14 protein-coding genes are annotated in these 19,444 nt (G+C 32.5%); 9 read left to right on the top strand and 5 right to left on the bottom strand.

Annotated features, from left to right (window positions below; all coding sequences use genetic code 11):
- Window positions 1–108 precede the first annotated feature (108 nt).
- The 6 genes from AB1J10_RS04740 to AB1J10_RS04715 all read left to right on the top strand — a co-directional run bounded on the left by AB1J10_RS04740 (window position 109) and on the right by AB1J10_RS04715 (window position 8,564).
- The gene (locus AB1J10_RS04740; RefSeq protein WP_070039065.1) at window positions 109–1,989 is read left to right on the top strand and encodes an ABC-F family ATP-binding cassette domain-containing protein; all 1,881 of its coding nucleotides are present in this window, start codon (window positions 109–111) and stop codon (window positions 1,987–1,989) included.
- A gap of 13 nt (window positions 1,990–2,002) precedes the next feature.
- Complete coding sequence (gene recQ, locus AB1J10_RS04735; RefSeq protein WP_046207397.1) at window positions 2,003–3,781, top strand: DNA helicase RecQ; 1,779 nt, start codon at window positions 2,003–2,005, stop codon at window positions 3,779–3,781.
- Window positions 3,782–4,068: 287 nt separating this feature from the next.
- Window positions 4,069–5,031 carry an ABC transporter ATP-binding protein gene (locus AB1J10_RS04730; RefSeq protein ID WP_070039066.1) on the top strand — a complete coding sequence of 321 codons (963 nt, stop codon included), beginning with the start codon at window positions 4,069–4,071 and terminating at the stop codon, window positions 5,029–5,031.
- Window positions 5,028–6,542, top strand: coding sequence for an ABC transporter permease/substrate-binding protein (locus tag AB1J10_RS04725; RefSeq protein ID WP_070039067.1), 1,515 nt, complete (start codon window positions 5,028–5,030; stop codon window positions 6,540–6,542). The genes AB1J10_RS04730 and AB1J10_RS04725 overlap by 4 nt, the downstream gene beginning before the upstream one ends.
- 187 nt (window positions 6,543–6,729) lie before the next feature.
- Window positions 6,730–7,785 carry a histidinol-phosphate transaminase gene (gene hisC / locus AB1J10_RS04720; protein WP_369003025.1) on the top strand — a complete coding sequence of 352 codons (1,056 nt, stop codon included), beginning with the start codon at window positions 6,730–6,732 and terminating at the stop codon, window positions 7,783–7,785.
- A gap of 230 nt (window positions 7,786–8,015) precedes the next feature.
- Window positions 8,016–8,564, top strand: coding sequence for a 5' nucleotidase, NT5C type (locus AB1J10_RS04715; protein ID WP_046207401.1), 549 nt, complete (start codon window positions 8,016–8,018; stop codon window positions 8,562–8,564).
- A gap of 238 nt (window positions 8,565–8,802) precedes the next feature.
- Here AB1J10_RS04715 and AB1J10_RS04710 read toward each other — a convergent pair whose 3' ends face one another.
- The 5 genes from AB1J10_RS04710 to AB1J10_RS04690 all read right to left on the bottom strand — a co-directional run bounded on the left by AB1J10_RS04710 (window position 8,803) and on the right by AB1J10_RS04690 (window position 14,831).
- Window positions 8,803–9,756 (bottom strand): diacylglycerol/lipid kinase family protein, encoded by a 954-nt coding sequence (locus AB1J10_RS04710; RefSeq protein WP_046207402.1) that lies wholly within the window; start codon window positions 9,754–9,756, stop codon window positions 8,803–8,805.
- 207 nt (window positions 9,757–9,963) lie between these two features.
- Window positions 9,964–11,472: a peptide MFS transporter gene (locus AB1J10_RS04705; RefSeq protein WP_070039070.1), complete on the bottom strand. Its 1,509-nt coding sequence runs from the start codon at window positions 11,470–11,472 to the stop codon at window positions 9,964–9,966.
- A gap of 260 nt (window positions 11,473–11,732) precedes the next feature.
- Window positions 11,733–13,247 carry a peptide MFS transporter gene (locus AB1J10_RS04700; RefSeq protein ID WP_064209518.1) on the bottom strand — a complete coding sequence of 505 codons (1,515 nt, stop codon included), beginning with the start codon at window positions 13,245–13,247 and terminating at the stop codon, window positions 11,733–11,735.
- A 182-nt stretch (window positions 13,248–13,429) separates the two neighbouring features.
- Window positions 13,430–13,930 (bottom strand): preQ(1) synthase, encoded by a 501-nt coding sequence (gene queF, locus AB1J10_RS04695; protein ID WP_046207405.1) that lies wholly within the window; start codon window positions 13,928–13,930, stop codon window positions 13,430–13,432.
- A gap of 13 nt (window positions 13,931–13,943) precedes the next feature.
- Window positions 13,944–14,831 carry a DMT family transporter gene (locus AB1J10_RS04690; protein WP_046207406.1) on the bottom strand — a complete coding sequence of 296 codons (888 nt, stop codon included), beginning with the start codon at window positions 14,829–14,831 and terminating at the stop codon, window positions 13,944–13,946.
- Window positions 14,832–15,541: 710 nt separating this feature from the next.
- Here AB1J10_RS04690 and nrdI point away from each other — a divergent pair.
- From nrdI to nrdF, 3 genes are all read left to right on the top strand, one after another.
- Window positions 15,542–15,940: a class Ib ribonucleoside-diphosphate reductase assembly flavoprotein NrdI gene (gene nrdI / locus AB1J10_RS04685; RefSeq protein WP_046207407.1), complete on the top strand. Its 399-nt coding sequence runs from the start codon at window positions 15,542–15,544 to the stop codon at window positions 15,938–15,940.
- A complete protein-coding gene (gene nrdE / locus AB1J10_RS04680; RefSeq protein ID WP_046207408.1) occupies window positions 15,903–18,008 on the top strand; it encodes a class 1b ribonucleoside-diphosphate reductase subunit alpha in 2,106 nt (701 codons plus the stop codon). The genes nrdI and nrdE overlap by 38 nt, the downstream gene beginning before the upstream one ends.
- A gap of 237 nt (window positions 18,009–18,245) precedes the next feature.
- A complete protein-coding gene (gene nrdF / locus AB1J10_RS04675) occupies window positions 18,246–19,214 on the top strand; it encodes a class 1b ribonucleoside-diphosphate reductase subunit beta (protein ID WP_070039074.1) in 969 nt (322 codons plus the stop codon).
- Window positions 19,215–19,444 lie beyond the last annotated feature (230 nt).

Here is a 19,444-nt window from a genome sequence, read left to right as displayed (position 1 = left end):
TACGCTCCCTTGTATCATTTGAGTTCAAAAAGGTGTATAATATATAGAACTGAAATTAAGTTTAACAGAATTAATTATAATTTTCGATATTAAAAAGGATGTTGGACGATGGAAGCCTACAAAATTGAACATTTACATAAATCATATGCCGATAAAATCATTTTTGATGATTTGCATCTGTCTATTTCTGAAGGAGAAAAAATAGGTCTTGTAGGTATTAATGGTACAGGCAAAAGTACTTTGTTAAAGGTAATCGCTGGTTTGGATGAAGACTTCGAGGCAGAGGTTTCACATCCTAATGCATATCGCATACGTTATTCGTCTCAAAAGCAAGAATTTGAAGAAAATTTAACGGTTTTTGAAGCGGTATTAACGTCAGAGACAAAGACACTTCAAGTGATACGTTCATATGAAGCTGCTGTAACAAAATATAGTGAGACACAGAATGAGACAGATTTTCAACAGATGATGCAAGCACAAGAAGCAATGGATACATATCAAGCTTGGGATTATAGTGCTGAAATCAAAACTATTTTATCAAAGCTAGGCATCAATGATACGACTAAAAAAGTGAGAGAACTTTCGGGTGGCCAACAAAAACGAGTTGGTCTTGCTAAAACACTTATAGAGCAACCAGATTTATTACTCTTGGATGAACCTACGAACCATTTAGATTTTGAGTCAATTAGTTGGCTAATTAATTATGTTAAACAGTATCCACATACAGTGCTGTTCGTAACTCATGATCGTTATTTTTTAAATGAAGTATCATCTCGTATTATTGAATTAGATCGTGGGAAATTAACTACTTATCCCGGTAATTATGAAGATTACATCGCACAACGCGCTGAAAATGAAGTCGTAGAGCAAAAACAACAAGCGAAACAACGTGCATTATATAAACAAGAATTAGCTTGGATGCGTGCAGGAGTTAAAGCACGTTCTACTAAACAACAAGCACGAAAAAATAGATTTAAAGATTTAGAACATGATGTAAAAAATCAACAACAACAAGATAAAGCCTCTTTAAATCTTGCATATTCACGTTTAGGTAAACAAGTTTTTGAACTTGATAACGTGTCAAAACGCATCGGCGATAAGGTATTATTTGAACACATCACAGAAATTATACAAAATGGACAACAAATTGGTATCGTTGGACCAAATGGTGCCGGTAAAACAACATTATTGAATATTTTGAATGGTGATGACCAAGCGTTCGAAGGGGCATTGAAAGTTGGTCAAACTGTTAAAATTGCTTACTTCAGACAGACTGAAGCGCGCTTAGATCGAGACATCAGAATGATCGATTACTTGCGTGAAGAAAGTGAAGTAGCTAAAGAAAAAGATGGAACTGCTGTTTCTGTTACACAGTTGTTAGAACGCTTTTTATTCCCTAGTGCAACGCATGGAAAAAAGGTGTATAAATTATCTGGTGGAGAACAAAAAAGATTGTATCTATTAAAATTATTAGTACATCAACCTAATGTTCTATTATTAGATGAACCGACGAATGACTTGGATACAGAAACTTTAACCATTTTAGAAGATTATATCGCTACTTTTGGTGGTACAGTCATCACGGTGAGTCATGATAGATATTTTTTAAATAAAGTTGCTCAAGAATATTGGTATATTCATGATGGCAAATTAGAACGTATCATAGGAAGTTTTGATGACTATGAAGCATATAAAAAAGAGATAGATAAACGCCAAATGCAAGAAAAGCAACAATCAAAAGTGAAACCAGCATATGTAAAGAAAAAGAAAAAGGGTCTATCATATAAAGAAAAACAAGAATATGAAACAATTATTGCGCGTATTGAAACAACCGAACATAGATTAGAAGAGATCGAACAAGAAATGGTTGAAGCAAGTTCTGATTACGCTAAAGTCAAAGAATTAAATGAAGAACAACAAAATCTTAATACGTTGTATGAAGATGATATAACAAGATGGAGCGAGCTTGAAGAATTAAAAGAACAATGAGGGATTATATAACATGGAAGCAACATTATCACATTATTTTGGCTATGACACATTCCGTCCAGGTCAAAAAGAAATAATAACTAAAGTAATGGATCATCGTAATGTGCTTGGCGTTTTACCAACTGGTGGGGGAAAATCAATTTGTTATCAAGTGCCGGGATTAATGCTAGGTGGTACCACAATCGTAATCAGCCCATTAATTTCACTTATGAAAGATCAAGTTGATCAATTGAAGGCCATGGGGATTCGCGCAGCATATTTAAATAGTAGTTTGACACAAAAGCAACAAAAAGATATTCAAACACAACTGAAAAGTGGGGAAATCCAATTTTTATATGTTGCACCAGAACGTTTTGATAATGCCAATTTTATGCGCTTATTACAGCAGTTAGATATACACTTAGTTGCGTTTGATGAAGCTCATTGTATTTCAAAATGGGGACATGATTTTAGACCAAGTTATCAGGAAGTCATCCATAAAGTTTTTGCACTACCACAAGATTTTTCAATTGTAGCATTAACAGCAACGGCAACAATCGAAGTACAAAAAGATATTATGGATCGCTTAAACATCGATAAACACGATGAAATCAAAACAAGTACGAAACGACGAAATTTAATATTTCAAGTTAATCCAACGTATCAGCGTCAAAAGTTCGTATTAGAATATGTTAAAGATCATCAAAAAGAAGCAGGCATTATATATTGTTCGACACGTAAACAAGTAGAAGAACTACATGAAGCATTAGAAAACAATAAAATTAGCAGCACAATATATCATGCTGGTTTATCCAATAAAGAGCGGGAAGCAGCTCAAAATGATTTTGTATATGATCGTGTGCGTGTCGTAGTTGCAACGAATGCATTCGGTATGGGGATTGATAAATCTAATGTGCGCTTTGTGATTCACTATAACATGCCTGGTGATTTAGAATCGTATTATCAAGAAGCGGGTCGTGCAGGTCGTGATGGACTGAAAAGTGATTGCATCCTTTTATTCAGTGATAGAGACATTGGTTTACACCAATATTTTATTTCATCTTCAAAAGCAGACGATGATTACAAAGAAAAAATGGGTGAAAAATTGAATAAAATGCTACTATATACGAAAACTAAAAAGTGTCTAGAAGCAACACTCGTACATTATTTTGAACCCAATGAAAAACTAGAAGAGTGTGAGCAATGTAGTAATTGTGTTAGAGAAAATAAAACATATGACATGACGAACGAAGCGAAAATGATCGTAAGTTGTATTGCACGTATGAAACAGCAAGAAAGTTATAGTGTTATTATTCAAGTTTTAAGGGGTGAAGACTCTGATTATATTCGCTATTGTGATTATAATCAATTGTCCACACATGGCATTATGAAAAACTATACGACATCTGAACTCAGTCATCTTATGGATGAATTGCGATTTAAAGGATTTTTAAATGAGCATGATGAAATATTGATTTGCGATGTATCTGTAAAGGAATTGCTAAATAATCAAATTTCAATTTATACAACACCATTTAAACGTAAATCAAAAGAAAAAGTTAACATCAATACCGTAGAAGGCGTAGACCGTGCCTTATTTGATGAATTAGTTGCCGTGCGTAAACAATTAAGTGAAAAATTAACTATTCCACCAGTAAGTATTTTTTCAGATTTTACTTTGGAAGAATTTGCCAAGAGAAAACCAGAATCAAAGCAAGATATGATCTTAATTGATGGTGTCGGAAGTTATAAATTAAAACACTACTGTCCAATATTTTTAGAAACAATACAATCTTATAAAGCTCAAATTTAGTTGAGCAAATAATTGTTTTTAGAATATATAATCTCATATACTTAATTTTAACGGTATTAGTATTTTACATTGAAATAATTGCGATAAATACGAAGTTAATTTGACAACTATTAATATACTATACAAGTACAAATGTAATAGTGATATTGATGGGTTTCAATTAACTTCGTTTTTGTTTTATCTAACTATGTTCAAAAGGGTTAAATGATACATAAATCGGTTATGTGTTAACTATGTGAATTTTTTTAAGTGATAGTAAAGGCAATGAAAAGAGTGAGGGTGAAAAATTGATAGAATTTAAAAATGTAATCAAACGTTATGGGGATAAAAAGGCTGTAGATGATCTTAGCTTTAATATAAAAGAAGGTGAGTTTTTTGTTTTAATCGGACCTTCAGGTTGTGGTAAAACAACGACATTAAAAATGATTAATCGTTTAATTTCATTAACAGAGGGATTTATTTATTTTAAAGGTAAACCAATTAGTGACTATCCAGTATATGAAATGCGTTGGGATATTGGTTATGTCTTGCAACAAATTGCATTATTTCCACATTTAACAATAAAAGAAAATATTGCACAAGTACCACAAATGAAAAAATGGAAAGACGTGGATATTGATGAACGTATAGATGAGTTGTTAAATATGGTTGGCTTAGAGCCAGAACTTTTTAAAGATAGAAAACCAGATGAACTATCAGGTGGGCAACAACAACGTGTTGGTGTGGTGCGTGCATTAGCCGCAGACCCACCAGTTATATTGATGGACGAACCTTTCAGTGCATTAGATCCAATCAGTCGAGAAAAACTACAAGATGATTTAATAGCATTACAGCAAAAAATAAAGAAAACAATCGTTTTTGTAACACATGATATACAAGAAGCGATGAAACTTGCTGACAGAATTTGTCTATTAAACAAAGGACATGTAGAGCAAATAGATACACCTGAAAATATGGTTAATCATCCTAAAAGTGATTTTGTAAAACAATTTGTTGGGGATAAATCACTAAAAATAGAAAAAGATATTAAACTATCAGACCTTATTGGAGAATTAACGATTGATGAACAGGCAGCTACCAAAGGCTATCCTATTGTTAACAGCGACATCTCTATTAAAAACATTTATAGTGATTTAGCTAATCATGATGCTATCATTATTAATGATGAATCGACTGCTACTCAACATGTGCTTAAACGCGAAGATATGTTTAAATATCTATCCGAGCATACAGGGGGTGGTCAAAGATGAATGAATTAATAAATACACTTTCAGATCGAAAGGGACAATTGTTAACTACGATATTTGAGCATATCCAAATATCATTTATTGCATTGCTCATTGCTGCAATAATTGGAGTACCATTAGGTATTTTGCTCACGAAGACACGTAAGATTTCTGAAATTGTGATGAATATTGCGGCAGTACTACAGACAATACCATCATTAGCATTGCTTGGTTTGATGATACCACTGTTTGGTATTGGTAAGGTACCAGCAGTGATTGCGTTAGTAGTGTATGCATTATTACCGATATTAAGAAATACATACACTGGTATCAATGAAGTGGATAGCTCATTAATTGAGGCAGCTAAGGGTATCGGTATGAAGCCAGGAAGAAGATTAACGAAAGTGGAATTACCCATAGCTATGCCAGTAATTATGGCAGGTGTTAGAACAGCTATGGTATTGATTATAGGGACTGCTACATTAGCAGCTTTAATTGGTGCTGGTGGTCTTGGTGATTTGATTCTTTTAGGTATAGATAGAAATGACACATCATTGATCATTATTGGAGCGATTCCCGCAGCTTTATTAGCAATTCTTTTTGATTTAGTTTTACGGTATATGCAAAAGCTGTCCTATAAAAAGTTACTTATTTCTCTAGGTGCAATTATTATAATTCTGCTATTAGTGATTATTGGACCAATGTTTGCTCAAAAAGGAGATAAAATTACATTAGCAGGTAAACTTGGGTCAGAACCATCTGTAATTACTAATATGTATAAAATTTTAATTGAAGAAGAAACAGATGATACAGTAGATGTTAAAGACGGCATGGGGAAAACTTCATTCCTATTTAATGCTTTGAAATCTGACGATATAGATGGCTACCTTGAGTTTACAGGTACTGTACTTGGAGAGTTAACAAAGGAAGATTTGAAATCAAAACAAGAAAATAAGGTATATCAACAAGCAAAATCAAGTTTAGAAGATAAATACGATATGACTATGTTAAAACCAATGAAATATAACAATACTTATTCATTGGCAGTTAAAAAAGATTTTGCGAAAAAACATAACCTTAAAACGATAGGTGACTTAAACAAAGTAAGTGACCAAATTAAGCCAGGTTTCACATTAGAGTTTAATGATCGTGGTGATGGTTATCCAGCTGTTAAAAAAGCATATGATTTAGATTTTGGAGAAGTTAAGACGATGGAGCCGAAATTAAGATATCAAGCAGTTGAAAGCGGAAATATTAACTTAATTGACGCATATTCAACAGATGCCGAATTAAAACAATACGATATGGTTGTTTTAGAAGATGATAAAAAGGTATTCCCACCATATCAAGGTGCACCAATGTTTAAAACATCATATTTAAAGGAACATCCTGAAATCAAAGCACCACTTAACAAATTAGCAGGTAAGATATCTGATGAAGATATGCAACAAATGAATTATGAAGTTACAGTGAAAAAACAAGATCCTTATGATGTAGCTAAAAACTATTTAGAAAAACATAATTTAATTGATTAATTCATAAGACAATACGAGTTTAACAATGTGTTTTACTATGTTAAAGCACACATTAAGTTGAACTCGTATTTATATTTGATTAAATTCTCACTTCAAAAAAAGTTACATTGATTTTCAATGGAAATAAGGTATATAATGGTTACTAAGTTTTGAAATTTCTGTAAATTTAAGGAGGCCCGAATCAACAATGAAAAAACAAATAGAACAATTATCAGCATATCAACCAGGTTTATCACCAAGAGCACTAAAAGAACAATACGGGATTGAGGGTGAACTTTATAAATTAGCTTCTAATGAAAATTTATATGGACCGTCACCTAAAGTGAAAGACGCAATCACGCAGCATTTAGATGAATTGCAATTTTATCCTGAAACGGGTTCTCCGTTAATTAAAGAAGCAATAAGTGAGCATTTGAATGTTGATCCAGCACGTATTTTGTTCGGTGCAGGATTAGATGAAGTGATATTAATGATTTCACGTGCTGTTTTAACTAAAGGAGATAAAATTGTTACAAGTGAAATGACTTTTGGTCAATATTATCATAATGCCATAGTAGAAGCAGCAGATGTTGTTCAGGTACCACTAAAAGATGGTGGGTTTGATTTAGAAGGCATACTTTCTGAAGTTGATGATAACACTAAACTTGTATGGCTATGTAACCCTAATAATCCTACTGGCACATATTTTACACATGATGAATTGCAACGTTTCTTGTCACGTGTGCCTCAAGAAATACCAGTAATTATAGATGAAGCTTATGTTGAATTCGTGACAGCTGAAGACTTTCCAAATTCATTATCACTACAAGAGCAATTTTCCAATGCTTTTTTACTTAGAACGTTCTCTAAAGCATATGGATTAGCAGGTATGCGTATTGGATATGTGGTCGCTGCTCAAGAAGCAATTGAAAAGTGGAATATTATACGACCACCATTTAATGTAGGACGGTTATCAGAACACGCTGCACTTGCTGCATTAGAAGATCAAGCGTATTTAGATTCTATTCGTGAAAAAAATGCTCGAGAAAGAGCAAAATTCTTTGATTCAGTTAGTAGTCATAAATTAAATCCAAGCCAAACGAACTTCATTTTTGTGAATACGTCACGTCCTCACGAACTGTATGAAGCATTGTTAAAACAGGGGTGCATTACAAGAGAATTTCCGAATGGTGTCAGAATTACGATTGGCTTCCCTGAGCAAAATGATAAAATGATCGAAGTATTAAATAACTTTGATTTATAACAAACATCATTTATAACGTTCAATAAATTAAAATGTATAAAGCTTGAACTATATAACGAAAATATTTAATTTATATAGTATATTATGATAGGCTTATGTACAATTTTGGTTTCATTGAACGTTTTTTGCTATACTAATAATGATAAACAGGGTCATGTTGTCAGATGATTAATGTAATCATGCGTGATCATTGTTAGTGAATGAGAACTTAAAAGGGAGTAGAGTATGAGATGACTAGAAAATCAATTGCTATTGATATGGACGAAGTACTTGCTGATACAGTAGGTGCACTGATTGAAGATGTGAACAAACGTACAGATTTAGGTATAACCTATGATATGCTGGACGGTAAAAAATTACGTCACGCAATGCCCGAACATGATGGCTTATTGCATGAAATTTTACGCGAACCAGGTTTTTTCAAAAAATTAAAAGTGATGGCACATGCTCAAGAAGTTGTGAAAAAATTAACTGAATACTATGATGTTTATATTGCTACTGCTGCAATGGATGTTCCTACATCATTTCATGATAAATATGAATGGTTAAGAGAGTATTTTCCATTTTTAGATCCACAGCACTTTGTTTTTTGTGGGCGTAAAGATATCGTAAATGCAGACTATCTCATAGATGACAACCCTCGTCAGTTAGCTATATTTACAGGTAAGCCAATCATGTATACTGCGTCTCATAATGTAAACGATGATCGTTTTACACGTGTAGATGACTGGTATGATGTTGAAAAGTATTTCTTAGGTGACCGTGATTACGATATATAAATTTAATGACATGAACGTGTCTTTGTGTGTTTAAATATGTAATTTTAATGATGCTATACTTAAAATGTGCAGAATCTTGAAAATCCATGAGTGAGTGGGCGATAAGTTCAAGTGTACCTATCTATACTTTAAGAGAGTGAACATTTCTAAACGTTATATCAAAAGGACTAATCCATTGTGTACGTGGATTAGTCCTTTTGAATAAGATTTTATTTAGTAAACATTATATATAGTGTATTTATTCATATTCATTATCAGGCGTATTTTCAGGTAACGTTAAAATTTGTATTGCTTTAGGTATGACTTCAATATGGATAGGTGTTTTTAATGCAATTTCTCCATCGATGTCCACCTTCATTTCGGGTGTGGTCTCTATTTTGATATCTTTAGATAATAAATGCTGAATACCGTTTGTCATATGGTTCCAGTTCATGCTATCTCTTTGTTTAAATATATCACTCAATACACTCGAACTGTGTTCTTTAAAAATAAATAAATTCAGATAACCATCACTAGGTGAAAGGTCTGTTAAAGGTATGCGACTGCCTCCTATAAATGACCCATTAGCAACAACGAGCATTGCAGTATTACCATCAATAACTTTACCGTCAACGGTTAATTGATAATCAAAATGCTCCGGATTAAGCAAAGTTTTAACTGTAGATCCTACGTAACTCAATTTGCCAAAGATGTCCTTATTGCCGTTTTGAACATTTTCTGCATTTTGAACAATGAGTCCCAATCCAGCAAAGTTTAGTGCGTATTGATCATTGATTTTCATAACATCATAAGACTGCAACTCTGATTGAATAAGTTGTTGACTAGCCATTTTATGACGTGGACTCAGGTTTAATGTTTTAACAAAATCATTAAATGTGCCACCTGGAATAATACCAATAGGGATATTCAATTCATGTTGCATTATGCCATTGATTAATTCATTGACAGTACCATCGCCACCAAGGAGGAAAATGATATCTACATCGTCACTATAACTTTGGTCTTTAATCTTCTGACAAAATCTTATAATATCACCCTCGTCTTCACTTAGTTGGAGCGACAGATGTTTACAAAATGTAGTTAAGGAAGCTGCTACATCTCCAAGTCCCCGATATATATCTTTAATACCACTATATTCATGATAAAATAAGACACCGTGTTTGAATTTAGTATTTTCCAATTTTTTCACCATATTCTTTTAAATTTTGTTGCTTATTCACTTTACCCACATTTTCACAGTTATAATTATATAGGAAGAGTTGGTGGCATTTACTTTATTTTTAAATTTTTTTGCTGTGACAATTTTTTGCAAGGATGAATAGGATAATGTTTATCTGAGCTTTAGCGCATGAAAAAACCCACTTACTCAATAAAGTGAGAAGTGGGCTTGATACGTGTGCTATTTAATGCCACGCATACCTTTGACGATTTTTGGTACAAATGCTAAAACAATCAAACTAACTACAATTGCAATACTTCCTAAAAATAGGAAATAATTTTTGTGTCCCAGAGGCTCAATGAGCTTCACTAAAGTACCATTTATAGCTTGTGCACAGGCATTTGTTAATAACCATAAACTCATCATTTGCGTATTGAAAGCTTTTGGTGCGAGTTTAACTGCTGCACTGTTACCTGTAGGTGATAAACAGAGTTCACCGATAACACAAATAATATAAGATAGAATAACCCAGTTGACACTAATGTCTGCACCGCCAGCTGAATGTCCAATAGAGCCAATCATTATGTAAGAAGCACCTGCTAATATTGCGCCTAGAACAAATTTTGTTGCTATGCTTGGTTGACGTCGAGCCATTTTGGCCCAAATCAATGAAACCACTGGCGCTAACAATACAATAAATAACGGATTTATCGACTGGAAGAGTGTAGGGCCGAAATCTGTTTTCCACCCAAATAGATTTAATTTCATGTCACTGCTTTCAAATGCAAAGAGATTAAGAACGTTAGCACCTTGTTCTTGAATAGACCAGAAAATTACGCCAAGTATAAATAGCGGTATAAATGCGATTACTCTTGAGCGTTCATCATCTGTGACTTCTTTACTTCGAATCATAATTGTGAAATATACGATTGGTAAGGCAATCCCTAGTATAAGTACTGTTGTACTAACTAAATTAAATGATAATGTGCCTGTTAAGCCAGTAATTAATAATACAACTGCAATGATTACAATGATTGCAGCAAATAAAATACCATATTTTTTCTTCTCGCTTTTATTCAATGGGTTAGTTGGTTTTGTACCAATTTGACCTAAATTTCTTTTATTGAAAAATATATACCAAACAAGTCCAAGCGCCATTCCAATTGCAGCGATTAAGAACCCGCCGTGGAAGTTACCTGTATGTACAAAGCGATCTAGAATAATAGGTGAAATTAATCCGCCTAAGTTAACCGACATATAGAATATAACAAAACCAGCATCTATTCGTGTATCTCTATCGGGATATAATCTACCAACAATATTTGAAATGCTTGGCTTCATTAAACCAGAACCTACAATAATAAAGAACATAGAAATAAATAATCCTATGATATCTAAAGGTAAACTTAAGAAGATATGTCCAATAATGATTAGAACACCACCGTAAAACGTTGCTCCGCGTGTCCCTGTAATTCTATCGGAAATCCATCCGCCGAGTACAGATGTCATGTATATCAGTGCCCCGTATACTGCCATAATTGACTGAGCAGTACTTTTATCCATGCCGAGTCCACCATCTTTAATAGCGAAATACATGTAGAAAATGAGTAAGGCACGCATACCGTAATAGCTGAACCTCTCCCAAAATTCAACAAAGAATAATACGCCTAGCCCTTTAGGGTGTCCAAAAAATCCTTTTTGTGGGATGGATTGAACCGCTTGTTCATGGGCTTTATCTTGATTTTGCATAAAAACATTCCCCGTCCTTTCATACTCCCTATAAGAATGTATAAAAATGATTTTACGCTTAATTAAATTAAATTTCAATAATATTCTTAAAACAACAATATTCGAAATATTCTGATTTATTTTCAATTTATATAAGCATAAATCTTTATTTATTTATATTTAAATGGGTGGCAGTGTATTATTATACAAAAAAAGCAATATAGAAATCTGATTTCAAAGATTTCTATATTGCTCACTTAGAAATATCATAATTTAAGCAATTAATATACACCTTTCATCGCACGTTTTACTTTTGGTGAAATGATTAAGAGTATAACCCCAATAACGACTGCTACTAATCCTGAGTACATGAAGTAATCGCTTTGATTCATTTTTGTATATACAACAACAAGTTGGGCATTAAGACCCTGTGCAGTTGCGTTACTTAACATCCATAAACTCATCATACGTGCAGTAAATGTCAGTGGTGCAAGTTTTGTAGTTGTTGATAAACCAACAGGTGATATACACAATTCACCAATTGATATTAATAAGAAGCTTAGTACAAGCCATAGAGGATTAATCAACTCATTTCCTGATGCTAACGGAATAATCATCACTAAATATGAAAGGCCTGCAATGATAGCCCCAAAAGCAAATTTATGAACTGTTGGTGGATTATGTTTTCCTAGTTTCATCCATAAAGTTGCAAATACTGGTGCAAGTATCACAATGAATACTGGATTTAATGATTGTGCCCAAGAAGCAGGAATTGAAAAATCAATTAAACCATTGGTTAATGTTTTCATTTCTAATTGAGTTTTTGTATCTGCAAACGTCGCAAGTATCGTTGAACCTTGCTCTTGAATCATCCAAAATGCCACAGATGTGATATATAAAGGTACGTAACTGTATACTCGTGAACGTTCATCTTTTGTAACATCTTTGCTCACAATCATATTAATAAATATGTATATAGGTAGTACGATTCCTAAAATTGTGATTAAAAGACTAAAGTTTCCTAATGTAAGTGCATTATTTAAATGTAAAATAAATAAATAGATTAAAAATAAAACAATGACGCCAACAGTGATTAAAGTGAATTTTTTGATTTCTGGTTTTGTTAATGGATTTGGCACATTACGACCTGCAAGGCCAAGATATTTTTTACGTTTTAAAATATAAACGACTAATCCACAGAACATACCGATTGCTGCTGCTAAGAAACCTGCGTGGAAACTGATTCTTGTTTGTAGATAGCCTGTAAGTAGTGGTGCAAATATACTACCTAAATTAATTCCCATATAGAATAACGTAAAAGCTGCATCTCTTCTAACATCGTTACGTTCGTATAATTCTCCTACAGTTGTAGAAATATTTGGTTTTAATAACCCTGTACCAGCGATAATAACACCAAGTGCAATTAGTACAAGTGTTAAATTGTTTGGTAACGAAAGTAAAATATGTCCAATCATAATGAGGAATCCACCATAGAAAACTGCATCTTGTGTACCAGTGATTCTATCTGCAATCCATCCTCCGATGATACCTGACATATAAATTAAAGTACCGTAGATTGCGACAATTTGCATGGCAACACTTTGCGGCAATCCAAAGCCTCCATCAGCCACGGCATAATATAAGTAAAAAATTAAAATGGCTTTCATACCATAATAACTGAATCTCTCCCAAAATTCAGTGAAGAATAAAGTGCTTAGTCCTTTTGGATGCCCAAAGAAACCTTTGTTTGGGATGTCTTTCATAATTTCTTCATGCGTATAATTCGATCTTTTCATAATTTCCCTCCCCTTTAACGGTTGGATATATTTTATACTGTATCTCATAATTTAACAAGTATGAATTGATTTAATATAAAATACATTCAAAAATACAAAAATAAAATATTTTAATAAAAAAAGCTGTTAAGCCTTTATCGAACGAGACTTAACAACTTTTGGTTTTTGTTTATCCTATTGTATTAACGATTATCTATTTTTTCTGGATAGAGATCATGATTCATTAAACGATGTTCTGCCATTTTTTCATATTTACTGTCAGGGCGACCATAGTTTGTATAAGGATCAATAGATATACCACCACGAGGTGTGAATTTGCCCCAAACTTCTATATAATGTGGATCCATTAAGTCGATGAGATCATTCATAATAATATTCATACAGTCCTCATGAAAATCGCCATGATTTCTAAAGCTAAATAAATACAATTTTAATGATTTAGATTCTACCATTTTAATATTTGGAATATACGAAATATAAATAGTAGCAAAATCAGGTTGACCCGTAATAGGGCATAAAGATGTAAACTCAGGACAATTGAATTTAACAAAATAATCACGGCCCGGGTGTTTATTATCAAATGATTCTAATACATCTGGTCGATAATCAAAATCATATTTATTATTTTGGTTTCCTAGTAAAGTAATATCTTTTAAATCTTCATGTTTACGTCCTTCAGACATCGTAATTGCTCCTTTAATATTTAGATTTTTGTTCCTTTTTCTGAACGGTTAACGGTTGGCGTCTTGCTTTTTCAAACATATAATAGCTTGCACCAATGATAATGATATAACCTAGAATTGCATAGAAATCTGGTGACTCACCAAATAAAATAAAACCAAATAGCGCGGTGAATATAATAGATGCGTACGTAAATATTGAAATATCTTTAGCTGGGGCAAAACTATAGGCTAAGGTAATACCTATTTGACCAGCAGCCGCAGCTAAGCCAGCACCGATTAAATAAACAACTTGCATGACAGACATTGGTTCGAATGTAAATATCGTAAATGGAATGAGTGCTATTATAGAGAAGAAAGAAAAATAAAAAACAATCGTATATGGTGCCTCTTTGCTACTTAATGCTCTAACACAAGTATAGGCACTTGCCGCGAAGATACCTGATAGTAATCCGCCAATCGCTGGAATCATAGAAGAAGAAAACTCAGGTTTCACAACGAATAACATACCAAAAATGGCTACGATCATAGCAATAAATTGGTAATTGCGTACTTTTTCATTTAAGAAAATCAAACTAAGTAGTATCGTCCAAAAAGGATTTAATTTCATTAATGTATCTGCGTCACTAAGAATCATATGGTCGATGGCATATATATTTAATAATACGCCAATTAAGCCAAGCGCAGAACGAGATATTAATAAAGGCTGGCTACTCAATTTACCAAAAAGTGGTTGTTTGTACTTAAATATAAAATACAAAGGAATAAACATTGCCACTAGGTTTCTTGCCAATGATTTTTGAAAGACAGGGAGATCTCCAGCTAATCTAAAAAAAACAGACATAAAGCTAAAACCAACTGCAGAAATTAGAATAGCAATAATACCTTTTATTTTTGGATTCACATATATCGCCTCAATTTTAAAATTTTAACGTATCTATATTAGCATAGTTATTTAGAAAATGTATATATGCTTGAATTTAAAAGGGAAATATATTAAAGTATAAATACGAACAAACGTTCTGTTTATATTGTGTTTCATTAAGAAATTTTAAAAGTAATTAAGTATAGCAATTAGTTCTAAAATATAATATATGAAGCGCAATATATAAGGCCTATGGCTAGATAATCCAGATATATCAAGCTTTAAAGAGAAATTAAAAAAAGCAAGCATTGAGCCTCTAAAAGTCGAAAAAATATTTTTTAAAAATTTAAAATTGAGTTTAAGGTTGAATTGGTGCCATTTTCATACTGTTTTCATTGTTTTGACATAAATTAAAGACTTTTAATAAGGCGATGAGTTATGTATAATGAAACACATAATATAGTATTAATGGCCAGGACGAAACACTATATATTGTGTTTTGATACGTGATCAATTTATTTATAATAAATCAAATTTTAAGTAAAATCACACAGTTTCAGGCTTTAAATAATGACAAATAAGGCATTAATACTTAAATGTTGAGTTTTTACATACCTACTTATAGAATTACAAGTTACTATATATAGTGGTTATTTCAATCATTTAATACATTCAAAAGCAACACCTCGAAAGCCTTACAATTTTTGATTTTCCAACTTACGTATTTCTATTAGAAAGAAGGTGAGCCAATGAAAGTGGTATATTTTTCGTTTTCCGGCAATGTGCGCAGATTTATAAAAAAAACCGAACTGACAAATGTTATGGAAATCACGCAAAATAATTGTTCAGAGAGAATTGAGGAGCCATTCGTTTTGGTCACTGGGACAATAGGATTTGGTGAGGTACCCCAACCAGTTCAAGCGTTTTTAGAAGTAAATGATGATTTATTAAAAGCTGTTGCAGCTAGCGGAAACCGTAATTGGGGACAAAATTTCGCAAAAGCTGGACGATCAATTTCGGAACGTTACCAAGTTCCATTATTATTGAAGTTTGAAGTACAGGGCACTGCAGATGATATAGATGAATTTAAAGATAAGGTGGGAAATTTCAATGAAGATTATGGACGAGAAGAAATACAATCATATTGAATTAAACAATGAGGTTACAAAAAGAAAAGATAATGGTTTCTTTAATTTGGAAAAGGATCAAGAAGCGCTAGCAGTTTATTTAGAAGAGATTCAAGATAAGACAATCTATTTTGATACTGAAATTGAACGCTTACATTATCTCGTGGATAACGATTTTTATTTTGACGTTTTTGAAAAATATTCAGAAGCGGATTTACAAGAAATTACAGATTATGCTAAAAGTATTGACTTTCGTTTTGCCAGTTATATGTCAGCAAGTAAATTCTTTAAAGACTATGCGTTGAAGACAAACGATAAAACACAGTTCTTAGAAGATTATAAGCAACATGTTGTGATTGTTGCACTATATCTAGCAAATGGTCATAAACCGACAGCTAGACAACTTATCTCAGCTATGATTGAACAACGTTATCAACCAGCAACGCCAACGTTTTTAAATGCTGGGCGTGCGCGTCGTGGTGAGCTTGTGTCATGTTTCTTACTAGAAGTAGACGACAGTTTAAATTCAATCAATTTTATAGATTCTACAGCGAAACAGTTAAGTAAAATTGGTGGCGGTGTTGCTATCAACTTATCTAAATTGCGTGCTAGAGGAGAAGCGATTAAAGGTATTAAAGGCGTGGCAAAAGGTGTATTACCTGTTGCTAAATCTCTTGAAGGTGGATTTAGCTATGCTGACCAATTAGGACAACGTCCTGGGGCTGGTGCTGTGTACTTAAATATTTTCCATTATGATGTAGAAGAATTTTTAGATACTAAAAAAGTTAACGCGGATGAAGATTTACGATTATCAACTATTTCTACTGGTTTAATTGTACCTTCAAAATTCTTTGAACTGGCAAAAGAAGGTAAAGACTTTTATATGTTCGCACCACATACAGTTTATAATGAATATGGTGTAACGTTAGATGATATTAATTTAGATGAATACTACGAAAGTTTAGTAGCCAATCCAAATGTTGATAAAAAGAAAAAAGATGCTCGTGAAATGCTAAATATGATTGCACAAACACAACTGCAATCTGGTTATCCTTATCTAATGTTTAAAGATAATGCGAATAAAGTACATCCTAACTCTAATATTGGTCAAATTAAAATGAGTAACTTATGTACAGAAATCTTCCAATTACAAGAAACGTCTATTATTAACGATTATGGTATCGAAGACGAAATAAAACGTGATATATCTTGTAACTTAGGATCTTTAAATATTGTTAATGTTATGGAATCTGGAAAATTTAAAGATTCAGTGCACACAGGCATGGATGCATTGACAGTGGTCAGTGATGAAGCAAATATACAAAATGCGCCAGGTGTTAGAAAAGCTAATAGTGAATTACATTCAGTTGGATTAGGCGTTATGAATCTACATGGTTATCTAGCCAAAAATAAAATTGGTTATGAGTCTGAAGAAGCAAAAGATTTTGCTAACATATTCTTCATGATGATGAACTATTATTCAATTGAAAGATCCATGGAAATTGCAAAAGATAGACAAGAAACATTTAAAGACTTTGATAAATCAGATTATGCGAATGGGAAATATTTTGAGTTTTACACTTCGCAAACGTTTGCACCAAAATATGAAAAAGTACGTAAATTATTTGAAGGTTTAGAAATTCCTACACCTGAAGATTGGAAAGCATTACAAAAAGAAGTTGAAACTCACGGCTTATTCCACGCATATCGTTTAGCGATTGCACCAACACAAAGCATTTCTTATGTTCAAAATGCGACAAGTTCAGTTATGCCGATAGTTGACCAAATTGAGCGCCGTACTTACGGTAATGCAGAAACGTTTTATCCAATGCCATTCTTATCACCAGAAACAATGTGGTACTACAAATCCGCATTCAATACTGATCAAATGAAATTAATCGATTTAATTGCTACGATCCAAACACATGTGGATCAAGGTATTTCTACAATTCTTTATGTAAACTCAGAGATATCAACACGTGAATTATCTAGATTATATGTTTATGCACATCATAAAGGGTTGAAATCTTTATATTACACTAGAAATAAATTATTAAGTGTTGAAGAATGTACGAGTTGTGCAATATAAAACGAGGCTATCTAATTTAATAAACAAGGAAATATGAATCTTGAAATATCGCATATGTTTTAAAAACAAAAAGGTAATGCATTAAGTGAACATGATTAAAATAAAGTGTATCAACATTATAGAAATAGAGTCACTTATGCAGAGGGATAGAAAATCTAAAGATATATTTAGATTTCTGTCCCACTTTCTGTGTTTTATAATTCAAATAAATATTTACTAGATAGGGGAATTATCTAAATGAAAGCAGTCAATTGGAATACTCAAGAAGATATGACAAATATGTTTTGGCGACAAAATATTTCGCAAATGTGGGTAGAAACTGAATTTAAAGTTTCAAAAGATATTGCAAGTTGGAAAACATTATCCGATGAAGAAAAAAACGCATTTAAAAAAGCATTAGCAGGTTTAACTGGTCTGGATACACACCAAGCAGATGATGGCATGCCATTAATCATGTTACATACTACAGATTTACGTAAAAAAGCGGTTTATTCCTTTATGGCGATGATGGAACAAATTCATGCTAAAAGTTATTCTCACATCTTTACAACTTTATTACCATCTAGCGAAACAAACTACTTATTAGATAAATGGGTCCTAGAAGAGCCACATTTGAAATTTAAATCGGATAAAATTGTAAATAATTATCATAAATTATGGGGTAAAGAAGCATTGATTTATGATCAATATATCGCACGTGTATCAAGTGTTTTTCTAGAAACATTTTTATTCTATTCTGGTTTCTATTACCCATTATATTTAGCTGGGCAAGGTAAAATGACAACCTCAGGAGAAATCATTCGTAAAATTTTATTAGATGAATCTATTCATGGTGTGTTTACTGGGATGGATGCGCAAAGTTTACGAAATGAATTGTCTGAAAGTGAAAAACAACAAGCAGACCAAGAAATGTATAAACTATTAGATGAATTATATAAAAACGAAGTTTCTTATACACAATCTTTATATGATGATATCGGTTTAACTGAAGATGTGCTTAACTATGTAAGATATAATGGTAACAAAGCATTATCAAACCTTGGATTTGATCCGTACTTTGAAGAGAGAGAATTTAATCCAATTATCGAAAATGCGCTAGATACATCTACAAAAAATCATGATTTCTTCTCTGTTAAAGGCGATGGTTATACATTAGCGCTAAACGTTGAAGCATTACAAGATGAAGATTTTATTTTTGAAGACTAAATCGCGACCATTTCAACTATCATAATAATATAAAATTTAGTGATTGCAGATGTCTGAAATATAAGCAATTTTTAATCACCAATAAACGTCAGTTTCTATTGAAATTATATAGAAATTGACGTTTTTTTAATTTGTATAAGTTTCGTTCGATGTACTACAATTTACAAATTTTATGCCAATACAACTAATTCGAACACTAATTTTGTCTTACGTAATAGTTAAATGAGTGA

It is taken from the genome of Staphylococcus cohnii species complex 1663 (genome assembly GCF_041008415.1).
GTDB classification, from domain to species: Bacteria; Bacillota; Bacilli; order Staphylococcales; family Staphylococcaceae; genus Staphylococcus; species Staphylococcus ureilyticus.
Note: the sequence above shows the minus strand (reverse complement) of the source record. Positions and strands in the feature narration are given on the sequence as shown.

Excerpts from the sequence above, each read along its gene's own strand:
- nrdI (WP_046207407.1), top strand. The coding sequence starts at position 15,542 with ATGAAAGTGGTATATTTTTCGTTTTCCGGCAATGTGCGCAGATTTATA.
- queF (WP_046207405.1), bottom strand. The coding sequence starts at position 13,930 with ATGTCTGAAGGACGTAAACATGAAGATTTAAAAGATATTACTTTACTA.
- AB1J10_RS04715 (WP_046207401.1), top strand. The coding sequence starts at position 8,016 with ATGACTAGAAAATCAATTGCTATTGATATGGACGAAGTACTTGCTGAT.
- AB1J10_RS04700 (WP_064209518.1), bottom strand. The coding sequence starts at position 13,247 with ATGAAAAGATCGAATTATACGCATGAAGAAATTATGAAAGACATCCCA.
- recQ (WP_046207397.1), top strand. The coding sequence starts at position 2,003 with ATGGAAGCAACATTATCACATTATTTTGGCTATGACACATTCCGTCCA.
- AB1J10_RS04710 (WP_046207402.1), bottom strand. The coding sequence starts at position 9,756 with ATGGTGAAAAAATTGGAAAATACTAAATTCAAACACGGTGTCTTATTT.
- nrdE (WP_046207408.1), top strand. The coding sequence starts at position 15,903 with ATGAAGATTATGGACGAGAAGAAATACAATCATATTGAATTAAACAAT.
- AB1J10_RS04740 (WP_070039065.1), top strand. The coding sequence starts at position 109 with ATGGAAGCCTACAAAATTGAACATTTACATAAATCATATGCCGATAAA.
- AB1J10_RS04725 (WP_070039067.1), top strand. The coding sequence starts at position 5,028 with ATGAATGAATTAATAAATACACTTTCAGATCGAAAGGGACAATTGTTA.
- nrdF (WP_070039074.1), top strand. The coding sequence starts at position 18,246 with ATGAAAGCAGTCAATTGGAATACTCAAGAAGATATGACAAATATGTTT.
- hisC (WP_369003025.1), top strand. The coding sequence starts at position 6,730 with ATGAAAAAACAAATAGAACAATTATCAGCATATCAACCAGGTTTATCA.
- AB1J10_RS04705 (WP_070039070.1), bottom strand. The coding sequence starts at position 11,472 with ATGCAAAATCAAGATAAAGCCCATGAACAAGCGGTTCAATCCATCCCA.